Origin of the sequence: Brevundimonas sp. (assembly GCF_035998205.1) — a bacterium.
In the GTDB taxonomy this organism is placed as follows: Bacteria; Pseudomonadota; Alphaproteobacteria; order Caulobacterales; family Caulobacteraceae; genus Brevundimonas.
Window position 1 is genome coordinate 716,752 of the sequence record NZ_DASYHT010000006.1, and the last position, 23,547, is coordinate 740,298.

29 protein-coding genes are annotated in these 23,547 nt (G+C 70.8%); 20 read left to right on the top strand and 9 right to left on the bottom strand.

From position 1 onward, the window contains the following. Positions 1-17: 17 nt before the first annotated feature. Positions 18-2,867 (bottom strand): preprotein translocase subunit SecA, encoded by a 2,850-nt coding sequence (secA, locus tag VGN74_RS13570; RefSeq protein ID WP_327449082.1) that lies wholly within the window; start codon positions 2,865-2,867, stop codon positions 18-20. A 239-nt stretch (positions 2,868-3,106) separates the two neighbouring features. On the opposite strand from secA, the gene VGN74_RS13575 reads away from it, so the two are divergent. The 6 genes from VGN74_RS13575 to VGN74_RS13600 are packed head-to-tail and all read left to right on the top strand — an operon-like array spanning position 3,107 to position 6,458. After that, positions 3,107-4,000, top strand: a complete 894-nt coding sequence (locus VGN74_RS13575; protein ID WP_327449084.1) for a peptidylprolyl isomerase — start codon at positions 3,107-3,109, stop codon at positions 3,998-4,000. Next, positions 4,000-5,355, top strand: a complete 1,356-nt coding sequence (gene argJ / locus VGN74_RS13580) for a bifunctional glutamate N-acetyltransferase/amino-acid acetyltransferase ArgJ (protein WP_327449086.1) — start codon at positions 4,000-4,002, stop codon at positions 5,353-5,355. The genes VGN74_RS13575 and argJ overlap by 1 nt, the downstream gene beginning before the upstream one ends. A gap of 2 nt (positions 5,356-5,357) precedes the next feature. Beyond that, a complete protein-coding gene (locus VGN74_RS13585) occupies positions 5,358-5,579 on the top strand; it encodes a hypothetical protein (protein ID WP_327449088.1) in 222 nt (73 codons plus the stop codon). Then, complete coding sequence (locus tag VGN74_RS13590; RefSeq protein ID WP_327449090.1) at positions 5,563-5,835, top strand: hypothetical protein; 273 nt, start codon at positions 5,563-5,565, stop codon at positions 5,833-5,835. The genes VGN74_RS13585 and VGN74_RS13590 overlap by 17 nt, the downstream gene beginning before the upstream one ends. Beyond that, positions 5,832-6,257 (top strand): (deoxy)nucleoside triphosphate pyrophosphohydrolase, encoded by a 426-nt coding sequence (locus VGN74_RS13595; RefSeq protein WP_327449092.1) that lies wholly within the window; start codon positions 5,832-5,834, stop codon positions 6,255-6,257. Before VGN74_RS13590 ends, VGN74_RS13595 begins: the two co-directional genes overlap by 4 nt. 24 nt (positions 6,258-6,281) lie before the next feature. Beyond that, the gene (locus VGN74_RS13600; protein WP_327449094.1) at positions 6,282-6,458 is read left to right on the top strand and encodes a Flp family type IVb pilin; all 177 of its coding nucleotides are present in this window, start codon (positions 6,282-6,284) and stop codon (positions 6,456-6,458) included. Here the strand turns inward: VGN74_RS13600 and VGN74_RS13605 are convergent. After that, positions 6,451-7,341 carry a methyltransferase domain-containing protein gene (locus VGN74_RS13605; protein ID WP_327449096.1) on the bottom strand — a complete coding sequence of 297 codons (891 nt, stop codon included), beginning with the start codon at positions 7,339-7,341 and terminating at the stop codon, positions 6,451-6,453. The two genes, VGN74_RS13600 and VGN74_RS13605, sit on opposite strands and share 8 nt — an antisense overlap. Between VGN74_RS13605 and VGN74_RS13610 the strand changes: the two genes are divergently transcribed. The 5 genes from VGN74_RS13610 to VGN74_RS13630 all read left to right on the top strand — a co-directional run bounded on the left by VGN74_RS13610 (position 7,340) and on the right by VGN74_RS13630 (position 10,474). Continuing rightward, the gene (locus VGN74_RS13610) at positions 7,340-8,128 is read left to right on the top strand and encodes a ComF family protein (protein WP_327449098.1); all 789 of its coding nucleotides are present in this window, start codon (positions 7,340-7,342) and stop codon (positions 8,126-8,128) included. The genes VGN74_RS13605 and VGN74_RS13610 overlap by 2 nt on opposite strands. Positions 8,129-8,159: 31 nt before the next feature. Next, positions 8,160-8,414: a glutaredoxin 3 gene (gene grxC, locus VGN74_RS13615; RefSeq protein WP_327449100.1), complete on the top strand. Its 255-nt coding sequence runs from the start codon at positions 8,160-8,162 to the stop codon at positions 8,412-8,414. Positions 8,415-8,416: 2 nt separating this feature from the next. Beyond that, entirely contained in the window at positions 8,417-9,259 is an 843-nt protein-coding gene (locus VGN74_RS13620; RefSeq protein WP_327449102.1) for a carbon-nitrogen hydrolase family protein, read from the top strand. Further along, the gene (locus tag VGN74_RS13625; protein ID WP_327449104.1) at positions 9,256-9,690 is read left to right on the top strand and encodes a DUF1178 family protein; all 435 of its coding nucleotides are present in this window, start codon (positions 9,256-9,258) and stop codon (positions 9,688-9,690) included. The genes VGN74_RS13620 and VGN74_RS13625 overlap by 4 nt, the downstream gene beginning before the upstream one ends. Before the next feature lie 208 nt (positions 9,691-9,898). Continuing rightward, positions 9,899-10,474 (top strand): DUF4168 domain-containing protein, encoded by a 576-nt coding sequence (locus VGN74_RS13630; protein ID WP_327449106.1) that lies wholly within the window; start codon positions 9,899-9,901, stop codon positions 10,472-10,474. A 28-nt stretch (positions 10,475-10,502) separates the two neighbouring features. Here the strand turns inward: VGN74_RS13630 and VGN74_RS13635 are convergent, their stop codons facing one another. Beyond that, positions 10,503-12,353, bottom strand: coding sequence for a monovalent cation:proton antiporter-2 (CPA2) family protein (locus VGN74_RS13635; RefSeq protein WP_327449108.1), 1,851 nt, complete (start codon positions 12,351-12,353; stop codon positions 10,503-10,505). 137 nt (positions 12,354-12,490) lie between these two features. On the opposite strand from VGN74_RS13635, the gene VGN74_RS13640 reads away from it, so the two are divergent. Next, a complete protein-coding gene (locus VGN74_RS13640) occupies positions 12,491-14,569 on the top strand; it encodes a S46 family peptidase (protein WP_327449110.1) in 2,079 nt (692 codons plus the stop codon). Next, entirely contained in the window at positions 14,566-15,180 is a 615-nt protein-coding gene (locus VGN74_RS13645; RefSeq protein WP_327449112.1) for a GNAT family N-acetyltransferase, read from the top strand. The genes VGN74_RS13640 and VGN74_RS13645 overlap by 4 nt, the downstream gene beginning before the upstream one ends. On the opposite strand, the gene pgsA is transcribed toward VGN74_RS13645, so the two are convergent. The 4 genes from pgsA to VGN74_RS13665 all read right to left on the bottom strand — a co-directional run bounded on the left by pgsA (position 15,152) and on the right by VGN74_RS13665 (position 18,909). Continuing rightward, positions 15,152-15,772 (bottom strand): CDP-diacylglycerol--glycerol-3-phosphate 3-phosphatidyltransferase, encoded by a 621-nt coding sequence (gene pgsA, locus VGN74_RS13650; RefSeq protein WP_327449114.1) that lies wholly within the window; start codon positions 15,770-15,772, stop codon positions 15,152-15,154. The genes VGN74_RS13645 and pgsA overlap by 29 nt on opposite strands. A gap of 62 nt (positions 15,773-15,834) precedes the next feature. Beyond that, on the bottom strand, positions 15,835-16,461 hold the full coding sequence (locus tag VGN74_RS13655) for a carbonic anhydrase (RefSeq protein WP_327449116.1): 627 nt from the start codon (positions 16,459-16,461) through the stop codon (positions 15,835-15,837). A gap of 68 nt (positions 16,462-16,529) precedes the next feature. Further along, positions 16,530-18,401, bottom strand: a complete 1,872-nt coding sequence (gene uvrC / locus VGN74_RS13660) for an excinuclease ABC subunit UvrC (protein ID WP_327449118.1) — start codon at positions 18,399-18,401, stop codon at positions 16,530-16,532. Positions 18,402-18,453: 52 nt separating this feature from the next. Then, positions 18,454-18,909: a DMT family transporter gene (locus tag VGN74_RS13665; protein ID WP_327449120.1), complete on the bottom strand. Its 456-nt coding sequence runs from the start codon at positions 18,907-18,909 to the stop codon at positions 18,454-18,456. Positions 18,910-19,027: 118 nt separating this feature from the next. Here VGN74_RS13665 and VGN74_RS13670 point away from each other — a divergent pair, with 118 nt between their 5' ends. After that, positions 19,028-19,462 (top strand): hypothetical protein, encoded by a 435-nt coding sequence (locus VGN74_RS13670; RefSeq protein WP_327449122.1) that lies wholly within the window; start codon positions 19,028-19,030, stop codon positions 19,460-19,462. Between the two features lies 1 nt (position 19,463). Here VGN74_RS13670 and VGN74_RS13675 read toward each other — a convergent pair whose 3' ends face one another. After that, entirely contained in the window at positions 19,464-19,934 is a 471-nt protein-coding gene (locus VGN74_RS13675; protein ID WP_327449124.1) for an NUDIX domain-containing protein, read from the bottom strand. A gap of 62 nt (positions 19,935-19,996) precedes the next feature. On the opposite strand from VGN74_RS13675, the gene VGN74_RS13680 reads away from it, so the two are divergent. From VGN74_RS13680 to VGN74_RS13705, 6 genes are all read left to right on the top strand, one after another. Then, on the top strand, positions 19,997-20,131 hold the full coding sequence (locus tag VGN74_RS13680) for a hypothetical protein (protein ID WP_327449126.1): 135 nt from the start codon (positions 19,997-19,999) through the stop codon (positions 20,129-20,131). Further along, positions 20,124-20,903 (top strand): SDR family oxidoreductase, encoded by a 780-nt coding sequence (locus VGN74_RS13685; protein WP_327449128.1) that lies wholly within the window; start codon positions 20,124-20,126, stop codon positions 20,901-20,903. Before VGN74_RS13680 ends, VGN74_RS13685 begins: the two co-directional genes overlap by 8 nt. Before the next feature lie 8 nt (positions 20,904-20,911). Beyond that, complete coding sequence (gene folB / locus VGN74_RS13690) at positions 20,912-21,304, top strand: dihydroneopterin aldolase (RefSeq protein ID WP_327449511.1); 393 nt, start codon at positions 20,912-20,914, stop codon at positions 21,302-21,304. 67 nt (positions 21,305-21,371) lie between these two features. Further along, a complete protein-coding gene (locus VGN74_RS13695; RefSeq protein ID WP_327449130.1) occupies positions 21,372-22,013 on the top strand; it encodes a hypothetical protein in 642 nt (213 codons plus the stop codon). 11 nt (positions 22,014-22,024) lie between these two features. Continuing rightward, positions 22,025-22,396, top strand: coding sequence for a hypothetical protein (locus tag VGN74_RS13700; RefSeq protein WP_327449132.1), 372 nt, complete (start codon positions 22,025-22,027; stop codon positions 22,394-22,396). Further along, the gene (locus tag VGN74_RS13705; protein ID WP_414643568.1) at positions 22,393-22,674 is read left to right on the top strand and encodes a GNAT family N-acetyltransferase; all 282 of its coding nucleotides are present in this window, start codon (positions 22,393-22,395) and stop codon (positions 22,672-22,674) included. The genes VGN74_RS13700 and VGN74_RS13705 overlap by 4 nt, the downstream gene beginning before the upstream one ends. A gap of 204 nt (positions 22,675-22,878) precedes the next feature. Here the strand turns inward: VGN74_RS13705 and VGN74_RS13710 are convergent, their stop codons facing one another. Beyond that, positions 22,879-23,529: a methyltransferase gene (locus VGN74_RS13710; protein WP_327449134.1), complete on the bottom strand. Its 651-nt coding sequence runs from the start codon at positions 23,527-23,529 to the stop codon at positions 22,879-22,881. Positions 23,530-23,547 lie beyond the last annotated feature (18 nt).

Genomic DNA, 23,547 nt, shown 5'->3' on the forward strand with positions numbered 1-23,547 from the left:
GCCTGCCGCGCCTGAACTCAGATCAGCGCGCCGTGGCAGTGCTTGAACTTGCGGCCCGAGCCGCAGGGGCAGGGCGCGTTGCGGCTGGTCCGCTCCCAGCCCGGGGGCAGGGCGCTGACCGGCAGGCGGGCGCGGTCGTCGCCCTGCAGCTGCTGCTCCGGCGACTGGGCCGCCGGGTTGGTCATCTCGTTCTCGCCGGTGCCGGGGTTCAGGTGGATCTCCTGGAACTCGGGCATTTCCGGCGGCGGCTGGAAGCGGAACTCGACCGTCATCAGCCAGCGCGTCACATTGTGGCGCAGGTCGTAGAGCATGCCTTCGAACAGATTGAAGGCCTCGGTCTTGTACTCGTTCAGCGGATCGCGCTGGCCGTAGCCGCGCAGGCCGATGACGCCGCGCAGGTGGTCGAGGTGCACCAGGTGCTCGCGCCACTGCATGTCGATCATCTGCAGCATGAACTGCTTCTCGAGCCCGCGTGTCTGCGCCGCGCCGATCTGCTCCAGCCGCTCGGCGGCGCGCGCGTCGGCGGCGGCGTTGATGCGCTCCTCCACCTCCTCGTTCGAGACGCCTTCCTCGGCGGCCCAGTCGTGAAGCGGCAGCTCGAGGCCGAGCGTCGACTTCACCTTGTCGTTCAGCCCGTCGATGTCCCACTGCTCCGCATAGGCGTTCGGCGGCATGTGGCGCTCGACCAGGTCCGAAACCACGTCGCGGCGGAAGTCGGTGACCAGCTCGGACAGATCCTCGGAGTCCATGAACTCCTGGCGCTGCTCGAAGATGGCCTTGCGCTGGTCGTTCACGACGTCGTCGTACTTCAGCAGGTTCTTGCGGATCTCGTAGTTCCGCTGCTCGACCCGCTTCTGGGAGGTCTCCACCGCCTTGTTGAGCATGCGGTGGCTGATGGCCTCGCCCTCGGCCACGCCGAACGTACGCATGATCGCGTCCAGCCGGTCGCCGGCGAAGATGCGCATCAGGTCGTCTTCGGTCGACAGGTAGAACTTGGACCGGCCCGGGTCGCCCTGGCGGCCCGTCCGGCCGCGCAGCTGGTTGTCGATGCGGCGGCTCTCGTGGCGCTCGGTGCCGAGCACAAACAGGCCGCCGGCGGCGAGGGCCTCGGCCTTCCGGACCTCGATGTCGGCCTTGAACTCGGCTTCCTTGGCGGTCGCGGCTTCAGGCGTGACCTCCAGACCCTGGTTGCGCTGATCCTGGCGCCAGCGCTGCATGCGCATTTCTAGGTTGCCGCCCAGCTGGATGTCGGTGCCGCGGCCGGCCATGTTGGTGGCGATGGTCACCGCGCCGGGCAGACCTGCTTCGGCGACGATGTAAGCTTCCTGCTCGTGCTGGCGGGCGTTGAGGACGTTGTGGGGGATGCCCCGCAGCTTCGTCTCCCAGACGATGTCGTACGCCGCGTCGCCGACCTTCTTCGCATCCTTCTCCTTGCCCTCGAATTCCTTCTTGAGCGTGCGGGAGACCTCGACCTTGTACTCATAGGTCTTGAGCATCTCGGACAGCTGCTCGGACTTCTCGATCGAGACGGTGCCGACCAGGATCGGCTGGCCGCGCAGGTGGCACTCGGCGATCAGGCGGCAGATGGCGTTGTTTTTCTCGCGGGCCGTCCGGTAGACCTCGTCGTCGTCGTCGATGCGCTGCACCGGACGGTTGGTCGGGACCTCGAGGACCTCCATCTTGTAGATGTCCATGAACTCCTGGGCTTCGGTCGCGGCGGTGCCGGTCATGCCCGAGAGCTTCTCGTACAGGCGGAAGTAGTTCTGGATCGTGACCGAGGCCAGGGTCTGGTTCTCGGGCTGGATCTTGACGCCTTCCTTGGCCTCGATCGCCTGGTGCAGGCCTTCGGAGAGGCGACGGCCCTGCATCATGCGGCCGGTGAACTCGTCGATCAGCATCACCTCGCCGGCGCGCAGGATGTAGTCCTTGTCGCGCTGGTACAGGGTGTTGGCGCGAAGCGCCTGGTTCACGTGGTGGACGAGGCTGATGTTCAGCGGGTCGTACAGGCCGGTGGTGTCAGCGGCCAGCAGGCCGGCCTCGGCCAGCATCTCCTCGACGCGTTCCGAGCCCACTTCCGACAGCAGCGCCTGACGCTGCTTTTCGTCGAGGTCGTAGGTCGCCTTGTCCTGGATCATCTCCTTCACCAGCCGGTCGATGACGACGTACAGCTCGGAGCGGTCCTCGGTCGGGCCGGAGATGATCAGCGGCGTGCGCGCCTCGTCGATCAGGATCGAGTCGACCTCGTCGACGATGGCGAAGTGGTGGGGACGCTGCACCATCTCGCGCCGGTCGTACTTCAGGTTATCGCGCAGATAGTCGAAGCCGAACTCGTTGTTGGTGCCGTAGGTGATGTCGGCGGCGTAGGCGGCCTGGCGCTGGCCGTCGGACAGGCCGTTGACGATGACGCCGACCTCAAGCCCGAGGAAGCGATAGACCCGCCCCATCCACTCGGCGTCGCGCCGGGCGAGGTAGTCGTTGACGGTGATGACGTGCACGCCCTTGCCGGTCAGGGCGTTGAGATACACCGGAGCCACGGCCACCAGGGTCTTGCCCTCGCCGGTCCGCATCTCGGCGATGCCGCCCTCGTGGAGGATCATGCCGCCGGCGAGCTGCACGTCGTACTGCCGCTGGCCGAGCACGCGGCGCGAGGCCTCACGGGCGACGGCGAACACCTCGTCGAGCATCTTGTCGAGCGTTTCGCCCCCGGCCAGCCGGTCGCGGAAGGCGTCGGTCATCATCCGCAGCTCGCCGTCGGAGAGGGCGGCGAACTTCGGCTCCAGCGCGTTGATCCGCTGCACGCGGGCCATGAACTGGCTGACCTTGCGGTCGTTGGAGGAGCCGAAAAACTTCTTGGCGAGGCCGAGCATACGGGATCCGGGAAGCGACGAGCGGGAGGGCGCTCTCTGACAGGCGGCGAACGACGCCGCGAGAGGGGCCGGAACGGGCGGCGCCGGCCCGTTCGGAACACATCGTTCCGGGCCGTCGCGCGGACGATCAAAACCCCTCGACTTGGGCGCAGGCGGGACTTAAGCACCGCCCTATTCCCTGTCAACGCGAGGGGGCCCGGCACGCCGCCGTCCGTCCCGCCCGGCCGTCAGGAGCGCCCATGCGAGCCGTCCGCCTTTTCCTGCCCCTCGTCCTTGTGGCGGCGCTCGCCGCCTGCTCCGGCGGGGGCGTCGATGAACGCGCGCCGGAACCCGGAGATCGCGCCGTCGCACGCGTGGAGGGGGGCGTGATCTGGGCCTCCGATGTCAAGCGCGAGGCCGTGGCCCAGGGCCTGATCGGCGAGGGGGAGCCGCTGGACACCACCTCGCCCCTGTTCCGGCGGGTGCTGGATGAGGTCATCGACCAGAAGTTGCTGGCCCGTGAAGCCGAGCGGCGCGGGCTCGACAACTCGCCCCTGGCCGAGCGCCGGCTGGAAGCCACGCGCGAACGCATCCTCGGCGACATGCTGGTGGATTCGGTCGTGGACCGCGCCATCTCCGACCAGGCGGTGCGCACCCTGTACGAGGAGCAGCTGCGCCTTGCCCGCACCTCCGAGGAAATCCGCACCCGTCTGATCCTGCTGCGCACGCGGGAGGAGGCGGACGCGGTGGTTGGCCTGCTGAACACCGGCGCCTCGTTCGAGGCGGTGGCGATGGAGCGGTCGGTCGACCAGGCCACCCGGTTCTCCGGCGGCGATCTCGGCTACTCGACCCTCGACGTGATGCCCGAGGCCTACGCCAACGCCCTGCGGGACCGGCCGGCTGGCTCCACTGTCGGGCCGTTCGAGACGGACGGCGGCTGGGCCGTCCTGCGCGTCGAGGACCGGCGCCGTGAAACCCCGCCGACGCTGGAGCAGGCCCGGCCCCAGATCGTGCGTTACCTGACCTATGACCAGGTCCGCCAGCTGCTGGAGCAGCTGCGTGGCCGGGCGGATGTGGACCTGCTGCTGGGGCCGGCTGTCGCGCCGGCCGAAGAGCCGGCCTCGGCCGCCGCCCCCTCCGGAGACCAAGGCTGATGGCGAAGACGCCGAACCCGCTGGAAAGCGCCTTCGAACGGGCGATCGACCCTCTGGCCGCGGCCCTGAAGCGGACCACGCGGCCGTCTCCTGCGCCGACCGGAGCCGGCAAGCCCGGTCTCGCCGTGTCGCCGCTCGCCGTGCCGTTCCCCGCTATCCCGCCGGTCGCAGGCTGCGAGATGGCGACCGCCCGCGCCGGCTTCTACAAGCACGAGCGCGATGACCTGGTGGTGTTCCACTTTCCGCAGGGCGCTTCATGCGCCGGGGTGTTCACCCGCCACAAGGTCGGGTCGGCGCCGGTCGACTGGTGCAAGCGCCACCTCGGGGCCGAGGGCGGGGGCGCCGGGGTGCGGGCGCTGGTTGTCAACGCCGGCTGCGCCAACGCCTTCTCGGGCAAGGCCGGGGCGGACGCCGCCCGGCGCACCGCTTCCGAGGTGGCCAAGCGCTTCGACTGCCGCCAGCGCGACGTGATGCTGGCTTCTACCGGCGTGATCGGCGTGCCGCTGGACGACAAGAAGATCATCAGCCGTCTGGCCGAGATTGAGCAGGGGCTGGATGCGGACGCCTGGGCGCGGGCCGGTCGAGCCATCATGACCACGGACACCTTTCCGAAAGGCGCTTTCGCCGAGACCGAGATCGACGGCGTGCCGGTGCGGATCGCCGGCATCGCCAAGGGCTCCGGCATGATCGCGCCGGACATGGCCACCATGCTGGCCTTCCTCGTCACCGACGCCGACATCCACCCCAGCGTGCTGCAGGCGCTGCTGGGCCTGCATGTGCGCACGACCTTCAACTCGGTCACCGTCGACGGCGACACCTCGACCAATGACACGGCGCTGCTGTTCGCCACCGGAGCCTCCGGTGCGCCGCGCATCGGCCGGGTGGGCGACCGTCGATTGAAGGCCTTCAGCCAGGCCCTCGACGCGGTGATGCTGGACCTGGCGCACCAGCTGGTGCGGGACGGGGAGGGGGCGCGCAAGTTCGTCCGCATCACCGTCAACGGCGCCGCCAGCCCGGCCTCGGCGCGCAAGCTTGCCAAGTCGATCGCCGAGAGCCCCCTGGTCAAGACCGCCTTCGCCGGCGAGGACGCCAACTGGGGCCGGATCGTCATGGCGGTCGGCAAGACCGAGGAGCCGGTCGACCGCGACCGCCTGTCGATCTGGTTCGGGCCGCATGCCGCCGCCCTGGACGGCGCCCCCGCGCCGACGCTGAACGAGGCGACCATGACCGCCTATATGAAGAACGCCGAGCTGGAGGTTACCGTCGATGTGGCCTCGGGACGGGCTTCGGCCACCGTCTGGACCTGCGATCTGACCAAGGGCTACGTCGAGATCAACGGCGACTACCGGAGCTGACGATGAAGCCGCCGGACAAGCTCAGGCGGCAGATGGCCGTGCGGGGCTGGTCGGCGGAAGCGATCGCCGAAGCGAGACTGCGGGGCGCGGCTCACCCCGCCGTCAATCGCGAGACAGGCGGGGCGGCGACGCGCTATGTTCATCCTGTAACCGGACGTTCCGTCGTCATCGACGACACCTCCGGGGAGGTTATCCATGTCGGTGGCGATGGCTTCATCTATTGAGGCAGATACGGTCTACGTCAGGCTGGTCAACGAGCCAGTCGACGTCTGGCGTCCGGTGGCCGCCGAGTCCCTGAGCGAAAACGTCTTCCGCCTGCTTGAGGGCTCCATCCCCGACGATGAGGCGTGGGCCTTCGAGCCGGGTGACGAGGTCGTGGTTGAGGCCCGCGACCGTGAGGGCGAGCGCGTTCTCGTGGCTGTGGCCCGTGTCATCGACCGGGATCCGGCGTCCGCGGCCTGGATGCGCAAGACCGCATGACTGAGCAGTCTGCCCAGACGGCTGTCCCCACCGTTCTCGTTGTCGCCGTCGCCCTGGTGGACGCGGACGGCCGGGTGCTGATCGCGCAGCGGCCGGAGGGCAAGGCCCTGGCCGGGCTATGGGAGTTTCCCGGCGGCAAGGTCGAGCCGGGCGAGCGGCCCGAGGCGGCGCTGATCCGCGAATTGCGCGAGGAGCTAGGCATCGAGGTGAGCGAGAGCTGCCTCGCCCCCTTCGTGTTCACCAGTCACGCTTACGAATCCTTTCACCTGCTCATGCCACTGTATCTCTGTCGGCGCTGGTCCGGCCGGGTGGAGCGACGCGAGCACGCGGCGCTGGCCTGGATCGAACCGCGGAGGATGCGCGAGTATCCGATGCCGCCGGCGGATGAACCCCTGGTCGCCTGGCTCTGCGACCTGCTCTGACCGCGCCGGCCCGAGGGAGGCGACATGATCCGCACGCTGTCGCGCTTCCGGCGCGACGATCGGGGCGCCACGGCGCTGGAGTACGGCCTGATCGCGGCCCTGATGTTCGTCGTCTGCCTCGCCGGCTGGCAGGCGCTGGGCGGCAACGCCTCTGGCCTGATCGTGCGCACCATGACGACGATCGGTCAGGCGCTCAGCTGACGGAGTCGTCCGGGCCCGCCTTGATTTCCCTGACCCCGAGCGCGTCCGCCAGCCGCACCTTCGCCGAGCCGCGCCGCGCCGCCTTCGGCTGGCTCTCGTGCGGAGCCCACCCGGCCAGCCGGATGATCTCGAACGTCGCCGGGATGCGCCCGTCCGCCTGACCATGGCGCTCGGCATAGAGCTGGGCAGCCCTGGCCACGATCGTCCGTGTCAGCGGTCGCCCGGTCCCGGCCAGGGCGCTGGTCTCGCCCATGGCCCGCAGGTCGCGGATCAGGGCCAGAAGGTCGGGGTAGAGCACGGTCACCCGGTCGACGTCTGAAACGGGCAGGGCGAAGCCGGCGCGCTGGAGCAGGCCCGCCCCGTCATAGCCGTCGGCGAAGGGGGAGATACGCGCCTGGGCGCCGCCACGTTCCTCCAGCTCGGCTTCGGTCAGGACGCCGCGCAGCTCCTTCAGGGTGCCGGCCCCGAACAGGGCCCCGAGGAACAGGCCGTCCGGCCTGAGGACGTGGCGGATGTGGGCCAGGGCGCCGGGCAGATCATTGGCCCAGTGCAGACTGAACAGGGACACCACCAGGTCCTGCGACTCCGGCTCCAGCGGCAGGGGTTGCGCCCCGGGGTCGGCCCCGGTCGGCAGCGGGATCACGGGGCCGGTCCGCGCCGCAAGTTCCGGCCGGGCGCGGAAGGCCTCGGCGAACGCGCCGGGCAGGGCGGAAGTGTCGACGATCGCCGCGAAGGGGCGCAGGATGACTTCAAGACTGTCCACCGCGTCCTCGGCGGCGCGGCGGTGCAGGAAGTCGGCGCGGTCGAGGCGGGCGCGGGACAGGCGCGCGGCGCGACGGCGGGCGTCGAACAGGATCGGCGGAGGAGAGGCGGCGACGGGCATGCGCGACCAAGGTGGGGGCGCCCGGGCGTTTTGGGAACCCGGCCCGCGTCTGGCGGGCGCGGTCCGGTCTGCGCTGGATCTCTTGCTGCCGCCGGTGACGCACACCGGCGCGCCGGCCGGATCGGCCGGGCTCGACGTCGCCGCCTTCAGTCGCATCACCTTTCTCGAGGCGCCGGTGTGCGATGGCTGCGGCGCGGGGATGCCCGCCGAGGCGGGACCGCTCGGGGGCGATCGCTGCGCCGCCTGCGTGGCGAAGCCCTACGCCTTCGCGCGGGCACGCGCCGCCTGCGTCTATGACGAGGCCTCGCGCGATGCGATCCTGCAGCTCAAGCACGCGGACCAGCAGGTCTTCGCGCCCCTGTTCGCGCGCTGGATCGCCCGGTCGGCGGCGGAGCTTCTGGAGGAGGCGGACGCGATCGTCCCGACGCCCCTGCACGCTTTCAGGCTGCTGTCGCGGCGCGCCAACCAGGCGGCCGAGATCGCCCGGCCGCTGGCCCGGCTGGCCGGGCGGGCCTATCTGCCCGACGCCCTGCAACGCACCCGCGCCACCGACAGTCAGGGCGGCAAGAGCGCGCGGGGACGCCGGCTGAATGTGCGCAAGGCCTTCCACGTCACGCCCGCCGGAGCGCAGCAGGTGCGCGGGCGGCGCATCCTTCTGGTCGATGACGTGCTGACCACCGGCGCGACGGCCGAGGCCTGCACCGCGGCCCTGCTGGCTGCCGGGGCCCGCGCCGTCGATCTGGCGGTGGTCGCGCGGGTGCGAACGGCGCGAACCTTGCCTATGTAGCTGTCACCAGTCCTTCACGGAGACCCACGCGTTGGCCGAGATCGTCATGTACACCAAGCCCGGCTGCCCCTACTGCCTGCGGGCCGGCATGCTGCTGAAGTCCAAGGGTGCGGACTATCAGGAGATCGTCGCCTCCAACGATCCCGAGAAGCGCGCCGAGATGGTCGAGCGCTCGGGCCGCAACACCTTCCCGCAGATCTTCATCGACGGCCGCCATATCGGCGGCTGCGACGACCTGGTGGCGCTGGACGCCCGGGGCGGGCTCGACCCGCTGCTGGCGGCCTGAGCATGACGGCGACGACGGTGCGCGTCGGTCTCGTTCAGGCCCGCAGCCCGGCCACGCCCGAGGCGGCGCTGGACCATCTGGTCCCGCTGGTCCGCGAGGCGGCGGCGGGCGGGGCGCGCTTCGTCCTGACGCCCGAGGCCTCGAACATGATGCAGCGCCGCCGCGACGCGCGCGACGCCCATCTGGCGGACGAGACGTCCGATCCGGTGGTCGCCGGCCTGTCGGCGCTGGCCGCCGAGCTGGATATCTGGCTGCTGATCGGGTCGGCCATGGTGCGCACCGGGCGGGACGATGACGACCGCGCCGCCAACCGCAGTCTGCTGATCGATCCCTCGGGACAGACGGTGGCCCGCTATGACAAGCTGCACGTCTTCGACGTCGACCTGCCCGGCGGTGAATCCTATCGCGAAAGCGCCTCGGTCCGTCCGGGCGAGGCGGCGGAGGTGGCGGAGACGCCGTTCGGGCGGCTGGGCCTGTCCATCTGCTACGACCTGCGCTTCCCGCAGCTGTTCCGGGCCCTCGCCCGCGCCGGGGCGGAGATCATCACGGTTCCGGCCGCCTTCACCGTGCCGACCGGGCGGGCGCACTGGGAGACCCTGCTGCGGGCCCGCGCCATCGAGACGGGCGCTTTTGTGCTCGCCCCCGCCCAGGGCGGGCTGCACGAGGACGGCCGGGCGACCTGGGGCCATTCGCTGGTGATCGATCCCTGGGGCGAGATCATCGCCCGCCGCGACGACGATGCGACTGGCGTCCTGCTGGCCGATCTGGATATGAGCGCCGTGGGACGCGCCCGCGCCGCCATTCCCAGCCTCAGTCACGACCGCGATTTCCAGCCGCCGCGATGATCCGCTACGCCCTGCAGTGTGAGCATGACCATGGCTTCGAGGCCTGGTTCTCATCGTCATCCGACTATGACGATCAGGCGGCGCGCGGGCTGGTCGAGTGTCCGGTGTGCGGGTCGTGCGCCGTAAGCAAGCAGATCATGGCCCCCGCGGTCGCTGGCACGAAGCGCACCGCCGTCGATCCCGAGGCCGCCGGGCGTATGCGTCAGATGATGATGCAGGCCGTGCGCGAGATGCGCAGCCACGTCGAGGCCAACTTCGACTATGTCGGCGACGCCTTCGCCCGCGAGGCGAGGGCGATCCACGAGGGCCGCTCGGAGAAGCGCGAGATCTACGGCGAGGCGACGCCGGACGAGGTCCGCGCCCTGCGCGAGGACGGCGTGCCGTGCGCGCCGCTGCCGGCCCTGCCGCCGGAGCCTGAGAGCCTCAACTAGGCGCGTGTGAGGCGGGGAACAGGGAGCGCCGGCGGGCGTTCCGGCACCGTGCAGTCGGGCGATTTGCTCCGGCTGGACGCAGGGGTTAGGCTTCCGCCCTCCCCAATGTCATTGTTTCTGTTCATTTTCGCTGCTTCGGGGACACACAGGCCCCGCCTGTGAGCGACCGGCTGTCGCCGGATGTGAACGCGACCCAGAAGGAGAGCCCATGCGCTTCCCCCTCCTCGCCGCGGTTTCCGCCGTTGCCCTTTTCGCCGCCCAGACGCCGGTTCTGGCCCTGTCGCAAGACGCCCCCGCGCCTGCGGCGGAGGCCGTGAGCGACGCCGACCTCGCCGCCTTCGCCGCCGCCATGACCGCGGTGCGCAGCGTCATGGCCGGGGTTCAGGGCGGTCAGCCGACGACCGAGCAGCAGGCCGCCATGGCCTCGGCGATCACCGACGCCGGCCTGACCATCGACCAGTTCAACAGTCTGTCGACCCGTATTTCGGCTGATGCCGTGCTGCAGGCGCGGGTCGCCGTCGCCGCCGCGCCCGACTCGCCGGCCGGTTCGGTCGCCGCGGGCGTGACCGACGCCGAGCTCGGCATGTTCGCCCCGGCCTACGCCCGGGTGCGTGAGATCGCCATGGCCGCCGGGGGGGCGCCCTCGACCGAGCAGCAGGCGGAGATGGTCGCCGTGATCCAGGGCTCCGGCCTGTCGGTCGAGCGCTTCAACGAGATCTCCACGGCCCTGTCGGCGGACCAGAAGCTGCAGGCCCGCGTGGCCCTCGCCGAAGCGCAGGGCTGACGTCTCGTCGGGAGTCGTCGCCGGCCGTTCAGGACGGCGACGACTCCCGTTCCTGCAGCGCCTCCGCCGCCTCCTCGTTCAGCGCCACGCCTTCGCGGCGTGGCTTGACGTAGGGCGCCGGCTGCGGGGTCACCGCATTGCCGCGCATCAGGTTGCGGCCGGCGGTGATGCCTCCGGCGAGCTGCAGCGCCAGCCGCTCCTCGTCCCGGCGGCGGACGTCCTCGAGGGTTTCGCGGATCTGCTCGCCGTTGAAACCGAGGTCCTCAAGCACATGCTCGGCGAAGGTCAGCGCCGACTCGAAGGTCTCGCGGATCTGATACTCGACGCCCGCCTCGATCAGTCGCATCGAGTGGCCGCGATCGTAGGCGCGCACGAACAGCTTGGTCAGGGGGAACTCGGACTTGACCAGTTCGACGATACGGTCCGCCACTTCGGGCTGGTCGACACACACCAGTATCGTCTCCGCCTCGCCCGCGCCGGACGCCCGCAGGACATCGAGCCGGCTGCCGTCGCCGAAATAGACCTTGAAACCGAAGTTGCCGGCCGCCTGGATCATCTCGACGTCATTGTCGATGATCGAGACATCGACGTCGCGCGCCAGCAGGGGCTGGGAGACGACCTGCGCGAAACGCCCGAAGCCGATGATCAGGACCCGCTCCCTCAGGTCATGGGCGGCGTCGACACCCTCGGCCCCCTCCGCGGACAAGGTCTTCGCCGGCATGAAGCGCGCCAGCAGCAGGGAGGTGACCGGCGTCAGCATCATCGACAGGATCACAATCGCCGTCATGGCCGCGCTGATGCGGGTGTCGAACACCCCCGCGGTCAGGGCGGCGCCATAGAGGACGAAGGCGAACTCGCCGCCCTGGGCGAACAGCACGGCGCGCTCCACCGCCTCCCGCTCGGTCGCCCGGAACAGGCGGGCGATGCCGTAGATGGCCACGGCCTTGACCGCCATGAAGGCGATCACGCCGCCGATGACCAGCCTCCAGTCGGCCACCACCACGGCGAGGTCCAGCGACATGCCCACGCTGAGGAAGAACAGCCCCAGGAGGATGGCGCGGAACGGTTCCACGTCGGCCTCCAGCTGGTGGCGGAAGGTGCTTTCCGACAGCAGCACCCCGGCGAGGAAGGCGCCCATCGCCATCGACAGTCCGCCTTCGGACATCAGCCAGGCCGCGCCGACCACGACCAGCAGGGCGCCGGCGGTCATGACCTCGCGCCCGCCGTAGCGCGCCAGGATGCGGAACATAGGGTTCATCACATAACGGCCGGCGACGAACACGGCGATGATCGCCCCCAGGGCCAGCATCACCGTCTGCCAAAGCGGCGCGCCTTCGCTGGCCACACCCGTCGCCGAGGCGATGATGGCGACGATCGCCAGCAGCGGGACGATCGACAGGTCCTCCATCAGAAGGATGGACACGCCGCGCTGCCCCTTGGCGGTGCCCATCTCGCCGCGCTCGTCGAGCATCTGCATGATCACGGCGGTCGACGACAGGACGAAGCCCATGGCGGCAATGAAGGCCACCGCGAGACCTAGGCCCGCGGCGAGGCCCACGGCGGTGAGCAAGGCCCCACAGGCCGCGACCTGGGCCGCGCCGAGTCCGAAGATTTCCCGGCGCAGGCTCCATAGCCGGCTGGGCCGCATCTCGAGTCCGATGATGAAGAGGAAGATGACAACCCCGAACTCGGCCACGTGCAGAATCGTTTCGGGTTCCCGGAACAGGGCGACGCCGAAGGGGCCGATCACCATGCCGGCGGCGAGGTAGCCCAGCACCGAGCCGAGTCCGAAGCGCCGGAACAGGGGCACCGCCACCACCGCCGCCGCCAGCAGGGCGGCGGCATGGCCGAGCCCCAGTCCGCCTGTCGGTTCCGCCATGCTGTCCCCCGTCGCTGCAGCGCACAGTATGGGCGCCGTGGCCGCGCTTTGCGAGGGGGCGGCGTCCTGCCTCTCGCCTCTTGCCGCGGCTTGGCCTAGCGTCCGCCCTCAAAGACAGACCGTCCCGGAGTGCTCCCATGTCGCGTCCCCTGCTCGCCCTTCTCGCCGGCGCCTCGCTCGCCGCCTTCGCCGGCCTGGCCGCCACGCCCGCCACGGCGGAGGAGGGGATGTGGACCTTCGACAACTTCCCCATCGCGCGCGCCAACGCCACGCTGGGGACCAACATCGACCAGGGCTGGCTCGACCGCGTCCGCCTGGCCTCCGTGCGTCTCGCCGGCTGCTCGGCCGGCTTCGTGTCGGGCGAGGGACTGGTGCTGACCAACCAGCACTGCGTCGCCTCCTGTGTGGCCGCCCTGTCGACGCCCCAGACCAGCTACGCCCGCACCGGCTTCCTGCCGCGCACCCGCGAGGAGGAGCTCAAGTGCCCGGGCCAGGTGGCCGAGGTGCTGACGGCCATCACCGATGTCACCGAACGCATGCAGGCGGCGGGGGCCGGCCTGACCGGTCAGGCTTTCACCCGGGCGCGTGACGCCGAGGCGGCGCGGATCGAGCAGGAGGCCTGTGCGGGCGACACGACCCGGCGCTGCCAGGTGATCAGCCTGTACCGCGGCGGCCAGTTCAAGCTCTACGACTTCCGCCGCTATGAGGACGTGCGCCTCGCCTGGGCCCCGGAAGACCGCGCCTCTACCTTCGGCGGCGACCTCGACAACTTCTCCTTCCCGCGCTTCGCCATCGATGCCGCCCTGCTGCGCGTCTACGAGAACGGCGCGCCCGCGCAGACGCCGAACTTCTTCCGCTGGAACGCCCAGGCGCCCGAGGCCGGCTCGCCGGTGTTCCTGACCGGTAACCCTGGGTCGACCCAGCGCCTGCTGACCCAGGACCAGCTGATGACCCTGCGCGATGTGGTCCTGCCGCTGGATCAACTGATGGATTCCGAGCTGCGCGGCCGGCTGATCCGCTTCGGTGACGAAAGCGCGGACAACGCCTTCATCGCCATGGACCCGCTGTACGGGCTGGAGAACACCTACAAGCGCGGCCGCGGCCGCATGGCGGCGCTGATCGACCCGGCCTTCATGGCCCGGCGCGCCGAAGCCGAGGCCGACTTCCGCAGCCGGGTGGCCGCGGACGCCGCGCTCGCGGCCGAGGTCGGTGACCCGTGGGCGGACCTGGCGGCGGTGCAGCCGATCCAGCGCGAGCTCTATCCGGCCTACGCCCTGCTGGAAGCCCGCGCCGGCGGCGGCTCCCTGCTGTTCAGCTACGCCCGCACCCTCGTCCGCGCCGCCCAGGAGCGCGAGAAGCCTTCGGCCGAGCGCCTGCCGGAGTTTTCCGACAGCCGTCTGGGGGCGGCCCGCAACGCCCTGCTGGCCCGCCGTCCGGTCTATCCGGCGCTGGAGCAGGAGCGGCTGGAGTGGTGGCTGTCCAAGACCCGCGAGTGGCTGACCGTCGATGATCCGCGCGTGCGCGCCCTGCTGGGCCGCGAGAGCCCCGAAATCCTCTCGGCGCGGCTGGTCGAGGGCTCGACCCTCGGCGACCCGGACGTGCGCCAGGCCCTGTGGGAAGGGGGCATGGAGGCCATCCGCGCCTCGACCGACCCGATGATCCAGTATGCCCTCGCCATCCAGGAGCCGACCCGCGCCATCCGCGCCGACTGGGAGGCCCGCATCCAGGCCCCGACCGATCGCGCCTCGGAGGCCCTGGCCCGGGCCCGCTTCGCCGTCTATGGCGACAGCGTCTATCCGGACGCCACCTTCTCGCTGCGCCTGACCTACGGCCTGATCGAGGGCTCCGACGTGCCGGGCCAGCGCTTCGGCCCCTTCACCACCTTCGCCGGCCTCTGGGACCGGGCCACCGGGGCGGCGCCGTTTGACGTGGCCCCGCGCATCCTCGCCGCCCGCGACCACATCGACCCGACGGCGGTGGTCAACATGACCGCCTCCACCGACACCATCGGCGGCTCCTCCGGCTCGCCGGCGATCAACGCCGCCGGCGAGGTGATCGGGGCGAATTTCGATTCGACCGTGCTCACGCAACGGAATGCTTACGGGTACGACCGTAATGTGAACCGGTCGGTCCTCGTGTCGACCGAAGCCATCACCACGGCGCTGAGGGAGGTCTATGAAATGGACCACCTGCTCCGGGAACTTGGAGTCGAGTGAGCGAAAGAATTCGCCCGGCCGGTCCGAAGGACGTCAAGGCCCTCCATGCGCTGATCGAAAGCGCCTATCGCGGGGACTCCGCCCGACGCGGCTGGACCCATGAAGCCGATCTGCTGGGCGGCCAGCGGACCGACGTCGAGTCCCTGGCGGCCCTGCTGGCCATGCCCGGTCAGACAGTGCTGCTGGCCGAGACCGACCAGGGCCTCGCCGGCTGCGTCAACGTCGCCGACCTCGCGGGCCGCGCCTATCTGGGCATGCTGTCCGTCGACCCGGCGCGTCAGGCCTCGGGCCTCGGCCGCAGGCTGATCGCCGAGGCGGAGGCGCTGGCCCGGCTGCAGGGGGCAACGGTGATGGAGATGACCGTCATCTCCCGTCGTGTCGAGCTGATCGCGTGGTACGAGCGGCGCGGCTATCACCTGACCGGGCGTCGCGCCCCGTTCCCGATGCACGATCCGCGGTTCGGCATTCCCCTTTGCGACCACCTCGAGTTCGTGGTGCTGGAGAAGCGCCTCGACCGGCCCTCGGCGGAGGTGGCGGCGCGCTGGACCCCGGCCACCGCCAGGGCGGACGCCGGGGCCGACGTCAGGCCATCTCCCGCCGGGCCCGCGTAAAGTACTGCCAGCCGGTCCAGACGGTGACGATGGCGGCCATCCAGATCAGGGTGTCGGCCAGCAGCTGGAAGGCCGGCAGGTGGTCGAAGCTAAGCCCGAACCCGTCCCAGTTGCGCGCGAACAGCTGCGCGCCCAGCGCCACCAGCTGCAGCGTGGTCTTCCACTTGGCGAGGGTCGTGACCGGCAGGGACACCTGTCCGGCGATGGTCTCGCGCAGGGCCGAGACGGCGAACTCGCGGAACAGGATCAGGCCGCAGGGGATGGCGATCTGCGGCACCGACCCGGAGGTCAGCACCCCGAGGATGGCCCCGGTCACCAGCACCTTGTCGGCGATCGGATCGAGGATCGCACCCCAGCGGCTCTCGGCGTTCCAGCGGCGGGCCAGATAGCCGTCGACCCAGTCGGTCGCGGCCGCCACGACGAAGATGTAGAAGGCCGTGCGGTAGAGGCCGAACTGGTCTTCCGGGCTCAGATAGGCCGACAGCACCGGCACCCCGCCGGTCGCCCCGGCGAGAATGAGGAACATCACCACCCCGGCGATCAACCGGATGCTGGTCAGGATGTTCGGGATCGGGTTGGCGGCTCGGGTCATGGTCAGGGCTCCGTGCCCGGGATGTGCCATCATTCGCCGCCTCTGGCGAGGCGATCCGCGGTTCAGTCGAGGGTTTCGAAGCGCGGCTTGTCGGTCAACACCCGCAGCACCCCGTCCGCGATGCCGAAGTGGATGCCGCTCAGGGCCAGGGTTCCGGCGGCCTCACGCTCGGCGATCCACGGGAAGGTGCGCAGATTGTCCAGCGAGAGCCGGACCACGGCCTCCTCGGTCAGCTGCTCGACGTCCTCGGGCGCGCAGGCCTCGGCGACGCGGCGCACCACGGGCGCGCCCTGCTGCACCCAGGGGGCGACGAAGTCCTGACAGTTCGACGGAGCCCCGTGGACCATGGCGTTGACCCCGCCGCAGCGGGCGTGGCCCATGACGACGATGCGCCGGACGCCCAGCACCTTGACCCCGAACTCCAGCGCCGCTGACACGCCGTGCAGCTGGCCGTCCGGCTGGTACGGCGGCACCAGGTTGGCGACATTGCGCACGACGAACAGCTGGCCGGGCGCGGTGTCGAAGATCAGCGCCGGGTCGGCGCGACTGTCGGAGCAGGCCACGACCAGGGTGTGGGGCCTCTGCCCCTCGACCGCGAGCGCCTCATACTCGGCGCGGGCCTCGGGCCAGTGCTCTTCGCGGAAGCGGCGGTAACCGGCAAGCAGGGCGGCTTGGGAATGCTGGGGCATGGTGCAGATATAGGCGAGGGGAGGGCGCGGGGGGAACGCCTGACGGCCGATCGGGGTTCGCCGCGCCTCTAGCGCCGCGTCTCCGGACGGAAGAAGGCGTGGATGCGCTCGGCCAGCGCCTGGTTGACGCCGTCCACCTTGAGCAGGTCGGCGACGCTGGCGCGGCCGACGCCCCGGGCGGAGCCGAAGGCGTGCAGCAGGGCCTTCTTGCGGGTCGGGCCGATGCCCTCGATCTCGTCGAGCGGGTTCTTCTTCACGTCCATGGCGCGGCGCGTGCGGTGCGCGCCGATGGCGAAGCGGTGCGCCTCGTCGCGCAGCCGCTGCAGATAGTACAGGGCCGGCGACTTCAGCGGCAGCATGAAGGGCGGCTTGCCGGGGATGAAGAAGCGCTCCAGCCCGGCGTCGCGGTCAGGGCCCTTGGCTACCCCGACCACCGGGATATCGTGCACCCCCAGCTCGCTCATGATCTGGACCGCCTCGGCCAGCTGCCCGGCCCCGCCGTCGATCAGCACCAGATCGGGCCGCTCCACGTCCTCGCCGGCCTCCTCCTCCTTGACCAGTCGGGCGAAGCGGCGGCGCAGCACCTCGCGCATCATGCCGTAGTCGTCGCCGGGGGTGAGCTCGTCGCCGCGGATGTTGAACTTGCGGTACTGGGTCTTCCGGAAGCCCTCGGGTCCGGCGACGATCATGCCGCCAACGGCGTTGGTCCCCTGGATGTGCGAGTTGTCGTAGACCTCGATACGCTCGGGACGTCCCTCCAGACCGAAGGCCTCGCAGACCTCGTCGAGGATCTTGCCCTGGGCCGAGCTCTCGGCCAGCCGCCGCCCCAGCGCTTCCCGGGCGTTGGTCAGGGCGTGGCCGACCAGATCGGCCTTCTCGCCGCGGCGGGGCAGGGCGATCTCGACCTTGCGGTCCGCCTTCATCGAGAAGGCCTCTTCCAGCAGCTCGATCTCGTGCGGCCGCACGTTCGACAGGATCAGCCGCGGCACGGGCTTGTCCTCGTAGAACTGGCCGAGGAAGGCCCCGAGGATCTCCGCGTCGCTGTCGGCCCGATCGACGCGGGGGAAGTAGGCGCGCCCGCCCCAGTTCTGGCCGGCGCGGTAGAAGAACACCTGGACGCAGGCCTGGCCGCCCTCGCTGAACAGGGCGAAGACGTCGGCCTCCTCGACCGTCTCGGGATTGACCGACTGCTCCATGGTGATGGCCGACAGGGCGCGGATGCGGTCACGAACCCGGGCGGCGCGCTCGAAGTCGAGGTCGTCCGAGGCCTGCTGCATCTCGGCCGACAGGCGCGAGATCACCGCCCGCGACTTGCCGCGCAGGAACTGGTTGGCCTCGTCGACCAGCGCGCCATAGTCCTCCAGCGAGATCAGGCCGGTGCAGGGGGCCGAGCAGCGCTTGATCTGGTGCAGCATGCACGGCCGGGTCCGGCTCTCGTAGACGCTGTCCGCGCAGGAGCGCAGAAGAAAGGCCTTCTGCAGGGTGTTGAGCGTGCGGTTGACCGCCCAGGTCGAGGCGAAGGGGCCGAAGTAGTCGCCCTCCAGGGTGTGGGCGCCGCGGTGCTTGCGCACCTGGGGGGCGCGATGGTCGCGCCGGATCATCAGCTCGGCGAACGACTTGTCGTCGCGCAGCACCACATTGAACCGCGGCTTGAGCCGCTTGATCAGGTTGGACTCGAGCAGCAGGGCCTCGGTCTCCGAGGCCGTGACCACCAGTTCCATCGACCGGGTCAGGCTGACCATCAGCCCGATGCGCTGGGTGTGGAAACGCCCCTGCGCGTACTGCAGGATGCGCTTCTTCAGGCTGCGCGCCTTGCCGACGTACAGGCAGGCGCCGTCCTCGCCGTACATGCGGTAGACGCCGGGCTTGTCCGGGGCGCGGCGCGCCTCGTCACGGATCAGGTCAGCGGCGGTCAGGACCGGGGGCGGGGCGTCCGTCATCGTCGCCGGGATATAGGGGGGAATCAGGCCGCTGGCACGGCCCCCTCAACCATTACGGCCGCCGCACCAGCAGCACCCCGGCCAGCACCAGCGCCACGCCGGCGACCCGGGTCAGGCTGAGCGGCTGGCGCGGCACGCCCAGCCAGCCGAAGTGGTCCAGCACCAGGCTGAGCGCCAGCTGGCCAGCGATCATCAGGGTGATGGTCGAGGCCACGCCCAGCCGCGGCACGGCGAAGGCGGCGGCGACCACGAACACGGCGCCATAGGCCCCGCCCAGCCAGGCCCAGAAGGGCAGGGCGCGCGTCGCTTCCATGTCCGGGGGCGTGCGCAGCACCGCCGCCAGCGCCGCCAGCACCAGCGTCCCCACGGCGAAGGAGATCAGCGCCGCATTGACCGGCGAGGCCACGGCGCCGGCCAGCCGCGCGTTGGTCGGCCCCTGCAGGGCGGTGAAGGCCCCGCCGACGATCACGGCGGCGACGGCGAAGGCGGTGGCGTTGCTGAGCGTCATGCGCCCATGAGTGCGACCTCCGCCGCGTCCCGTCCAGCGCTCCGGGGCGCCACGGGACGTGCAGCTTGACGATCGCGCCCGCCGGGCCCCTCAATCCCCGTGGTCGGGGGAGACCTACATGCTTCACAGAACGCTTGCGGCCGTCCTTCTTTGCGCTGCCCTGGCCGCGGCGACGGGGGCGCGGGGTCAGGAGCTGACCAGCTACATCCGGCATGCGCTCGACCGGATGGAGGCCGAATGGGCCGGCCGGAGCTACAGCCGCTCCTACTTCGTCGCCCAGGACAACCTCCGCCAGGGCGCCGCCTGGACCCAGAACCTGACCAGCGCCGCGGCCTCTGTGACCCTCGTCGCGGGCTGTGACCAGGACTGTTCGGGGCTGTCGATGACAGTCTTCGATCGGGCCAGCGGACGGGTGCTCGACCAGAGGCGGGGCTACGGCCAGTCGATGCAGATGACGATCTATCCCGGGGCCGGGCGTCCCCTGATCGCGGTGCTGACCATGGAAGGCTGCGCCACCGAGGTCTGCTATTTCGCCTTCACGGCGGTGCACTGACTCACCATTCCGGCGTCGGCGGGGCGCCGCCCAGGGCCTCGCGGATGCGGTCGCGGCTGGCGCGGTTCATCGGTTCGGGCAGGGCGTCCGGGGAGAACCAGCCGATGCGGGCGATCTCCCCGTCCGGCTCGAAGGGCTCCGTGCGGAACGCGTCGATGCGGAACAGCAGCACATGGTCGCCGGGGAAGAAGGCCTCGTTGGAATGGACCGAGACCAGCCGGGGCGGGTCGAGCACCCGCACGCGCGCCTCCTCCCACACCTCGCGGATCACGGCGTCGTGGGTGGTCTCGCCCCGGTCGACGCCGCCGCCGGGCAGCCACCAGCCGGGCAGGTAGGTGTGCTCGACCAGGAGCACCCGGCCCTCGCCGTCGACGACCAGTCCGCGCACGCCCAGGGTCATGCCGCGGCTTAGCCGCGACCAGGCGAAGAACAGCGGTCGGGTGAAGGGCTCGATCCGCCGCCGCCAGCTCATCCGTCTCTCCCGCCTGCGCCCCGCAGGCGCCGATCCGACACCCCTATGCGTCGTCGCGCGCCTTGAACAGCGGGCGAGGCCGGACTATCCGGGGACCAATCGCTCCGGAGTTCTCCATGCTGGCTCTCTACATCATCCTCGGCTTCGTCGCCGTCGTCGCCGCCGTCAACTTCTTCGAGTTCGGCCGGGTTGACTGATCCGGCGTCCGGGGGCGGCCCGCACGCCTGCCCCCGCAAGGCCGCGCTGGTCACCGGCGCCGGCAAGCGCATCGGGCGCGCCATCGCCCTGACCCTGGCCCGCGCCGGCTTCGACGTCGCCGTGCACTACGGTGGCTCGGCCGAAGCGGCGCGCGAGGTGGTCGGCGAGATCGAGGCCCTCGGCCGCCGCGCCGTGGCGCTGCAGGCGGACCTCGCCGACGAGGCCGCGGTGCAGGCGCTCCTGTCGGCTGCGGTCGCGGCGCTGGGCCCGCTGTCGGTGCTCGTCAACAACGCCTCGGTGTTCGAGGACGATCGCGTCGGCGGCCTGACCCGCGCCAGCTGGGACCGGCACCTCGACACCAACCTGCGCGCCCCGATCGTGCTGGCCGAGGCCTTTGCGGCCCAGGCCCCGGCGGGCTCGGCCATCGTCAACCTGCTGGACCAGCGCGTCCTCAAGCCGGACCCGCGCTTCTTCTCCTACGCCCTGTCGCGCAATGGCCTGTGGTGGGCGACGCGCACCCTGGCCCAGGCCCTGGCCCCGGGCATCCGCGTCAATGGCGTCGGGCCCGGCCCGACCCTGCAGTCGATCCACCAGAGCGCGGCCGATTTCGCCGCCGAGGCGCAGGCGGTGCCGCTTGAGGCCGCCGCCACGCCGCAGATGATCGCCGACGCGGTGCTCTGGCTGATTGACGCCCCGATGGTCACGGGCCAGATGATCGCCGTCGATGGCGGCCAGCATCTGGCCTGGAAGACCCCCGACATTCTGGAGTGACCGTGTCCCTGCCCGAGCCGCTGGCGCCCTTTCCCGTTCCCGCCGCCGCCCGCCGCGAGGGCTTGAGCGTCTTCGTGCGCGGCCTCGAGGTGCAGGCGGGGATCGGCGTGCATGCGCATGAGCAGGGCGTGCTGCAGCGCCTCGTCCTCGACGTGACGCTGGAGCTGGGGGCGCGCCCGGTCGACCGGCTGGCCGACACGGTCAACTACGAGACCGTGGCCGAGGCGGCGGCGAAGCTGGTGGCCGAAGGGCACATCGGCCTGGTCGAGACCTTCGCCGAGCGGCTGGCCCTCGCCTGCCTCGAGGACGTCCGCGTACGCCGGGTCACGGTGCGGGTGGAGAAGCCCGGCTGCCTGCCCGGCGCGGTCGCCGCCGGCTGCGAGGTCGCCTACGGCCGCTGAACGGCGCCGGCGGACAGTTGCGCCGAACGGCCGCGCTCGCCATTGTCCGGCTGAGTGAGGAGGGCCGATGGCCACGTCTGACATGTCCGACGGCAAGACCCCCGGTGGGGAGGATCCCTGCGATGCGCTGGATCGCCAGATCGGATTCGCCTGCCCTGAAGACCTGAAGGGCGCGCCCGCGCCGGCTCCGGCTGCCCTGCCGCCGGAACCGCCGGTCGTCGCGCCACGTTCGGCCGCCGTGACCGAAACGCCGCCGCTTCCGCCCGTCCCGCCGCTCCAGCCGGAGCCCGCCCCGACCGCTGCCTACGTCCCGCCTGCGGCGTCGACCGTAGCGCCCGCCGCCGCGCCGTCGACCCGCCCGCGCGACGTGGTAGCCGACACGCCGGAAGGGATCCGCGCTGTCACCCTCTACGCCCTGATCCTGTTCGCGGTGCCTACCCTCGGCGTCTCGGCCCTCGTCGGCATCCTGGCGGTGATGGGGCGGGAGCCGCCGGCGGATCCGCTGGCCGCCAGCCATTTCGTCTTCCAGAAGCGCACCCTGTGGGGCGCGGCCATCGCCGCCGTGGCCGGCGTCATCCTGATCGTGGTCAATCTGGGCGTCTTCGTCCTGTTCGTCGCCGCCCTGTGGACCCTGCTGCGCGGCGTGGTCGGGGTGATCCGGCTCAAGTCCGGCCGCGCCCTCGCCGATCCCATGACCCTGCTGATCTGATGGAGCCTGCCGTGACCGAGCCGCGCTACGACTCGGCCCACGAGGCCGCCGGCAAGCCCGCGGCGGCGGTGGCCTGGCTGCTCTACATTCTGTCGATCCCGTCGGCGAACCTGCTGGTGATCGTCGGCCTGCTGGTCGCCTACGCCGCCCGCGACTCGGCCACGGGCATTCCGCGCCAGCATATGGACACGCAGATCCGTTTCTTCTGGTCGGTGTTCTGGTGGACGATCGGCCTGTGGATCCTGATGATCCTCAGCTTCCTGTCGATCATCGGCATTCCGCTCGGCTTCGTGTTCCTCGCCCTGCTGTTCCTGCTGTCGCTCTGGTTCACGGTGAAGAGCGTGCTGGGGCTGCTGAACCTGCTGCAGGACCGCCCGGCGTGAGCGCCATCGGCCCGCTGGTCGACCTCGCCGAGGCGAAGCGGTTCGTCCAGCCGTTCGAGGGCGGGGCGGTGTTTTGCGACTATGCCGTCCGCGGCGACGTCCGCGCCCTGCTGCACGTCGAGGCCGATCCGGCCCTGCGCGGCGCCGGCGCGGCGGGCCGGTTCATGGCGGCGCTGGTCGAGCACGCCCGCGCCCACGAGCTGAAGCTCACCCCGATCTGCAGCTACGCCATCGCCTGGTTCCGCCGCAACCCCGACGCCGCCGACGTGCTGGGCTGACCTTGCGGCCATCAGGCCTTCAAGGTTCATCACGGAGTCCACAGAGAAGAGAAGTCACAGAGGTCACAACGGGACCGGCGTGACTGCGCGCGTAGCGCCATACTCCATGCGGGACTCCGGGGCGCCTGCGGCGCCAAGGGCGCGACCTCCCCGTGTCCTTCGTGATCTCTCCGTGCCCTCTGTGATGAACCTTCAGGTGCGCGGTCAGTCCAGGGCCCAGACGCGGGTGCGCTTGACGGCCAGGTCTTCCAGTTCGCGGGTGGTGGGGACCTCGTACTCCGCCAGCAGGGTCAGGCCCGACTTCGGCACATAGGCGCGGCCTGGATCGCCGACCAGCACGCGGGTCCCCGCCGCCCGCGCCTGTTGCAGCCAGGCCAGCACCCGGTCGGCCATGGGCTGTTCGTAGAAGACGTCGCCGGCGACGATCAGCTCGACCGGCGGGGGTGGAGCTTCCAGCAGATCTGCGGCGGTGAAGGCGAGGCGGACCCCGTTGGCTTCGGCATTGAGCGCCACGGCTGCGCCGCAGAAGGGATCGATGTCGGCCGCCAGCACCTCGCGGGCGCCGGTCTTTGCGGCGGCGATGCCGACCAGCCCCGAGCCGGCGGCGAAGTCGATCACCGACCGGCCCGCAGACTCTTCCGGATGGTCCAGCAGCCAGCGCGCCAGCCCCTGGCCCCCGGCCCAGGCGAAGGCCCAGAACGGCGGCGGCAGGCCCATCTCGCCCAGCTCCTCCTCCGTCAGCCGCCACAGGGGCGTCACTTCGTCCGCCACCCACAGGACGATCTCCGGCGCATGCGGAGTCGGCGTCAGGCGGGTGTTGGCGAGGATGAAGGCGCGCGGATCGGCGATGCTCATGGCCGCCGACTGCGGCCG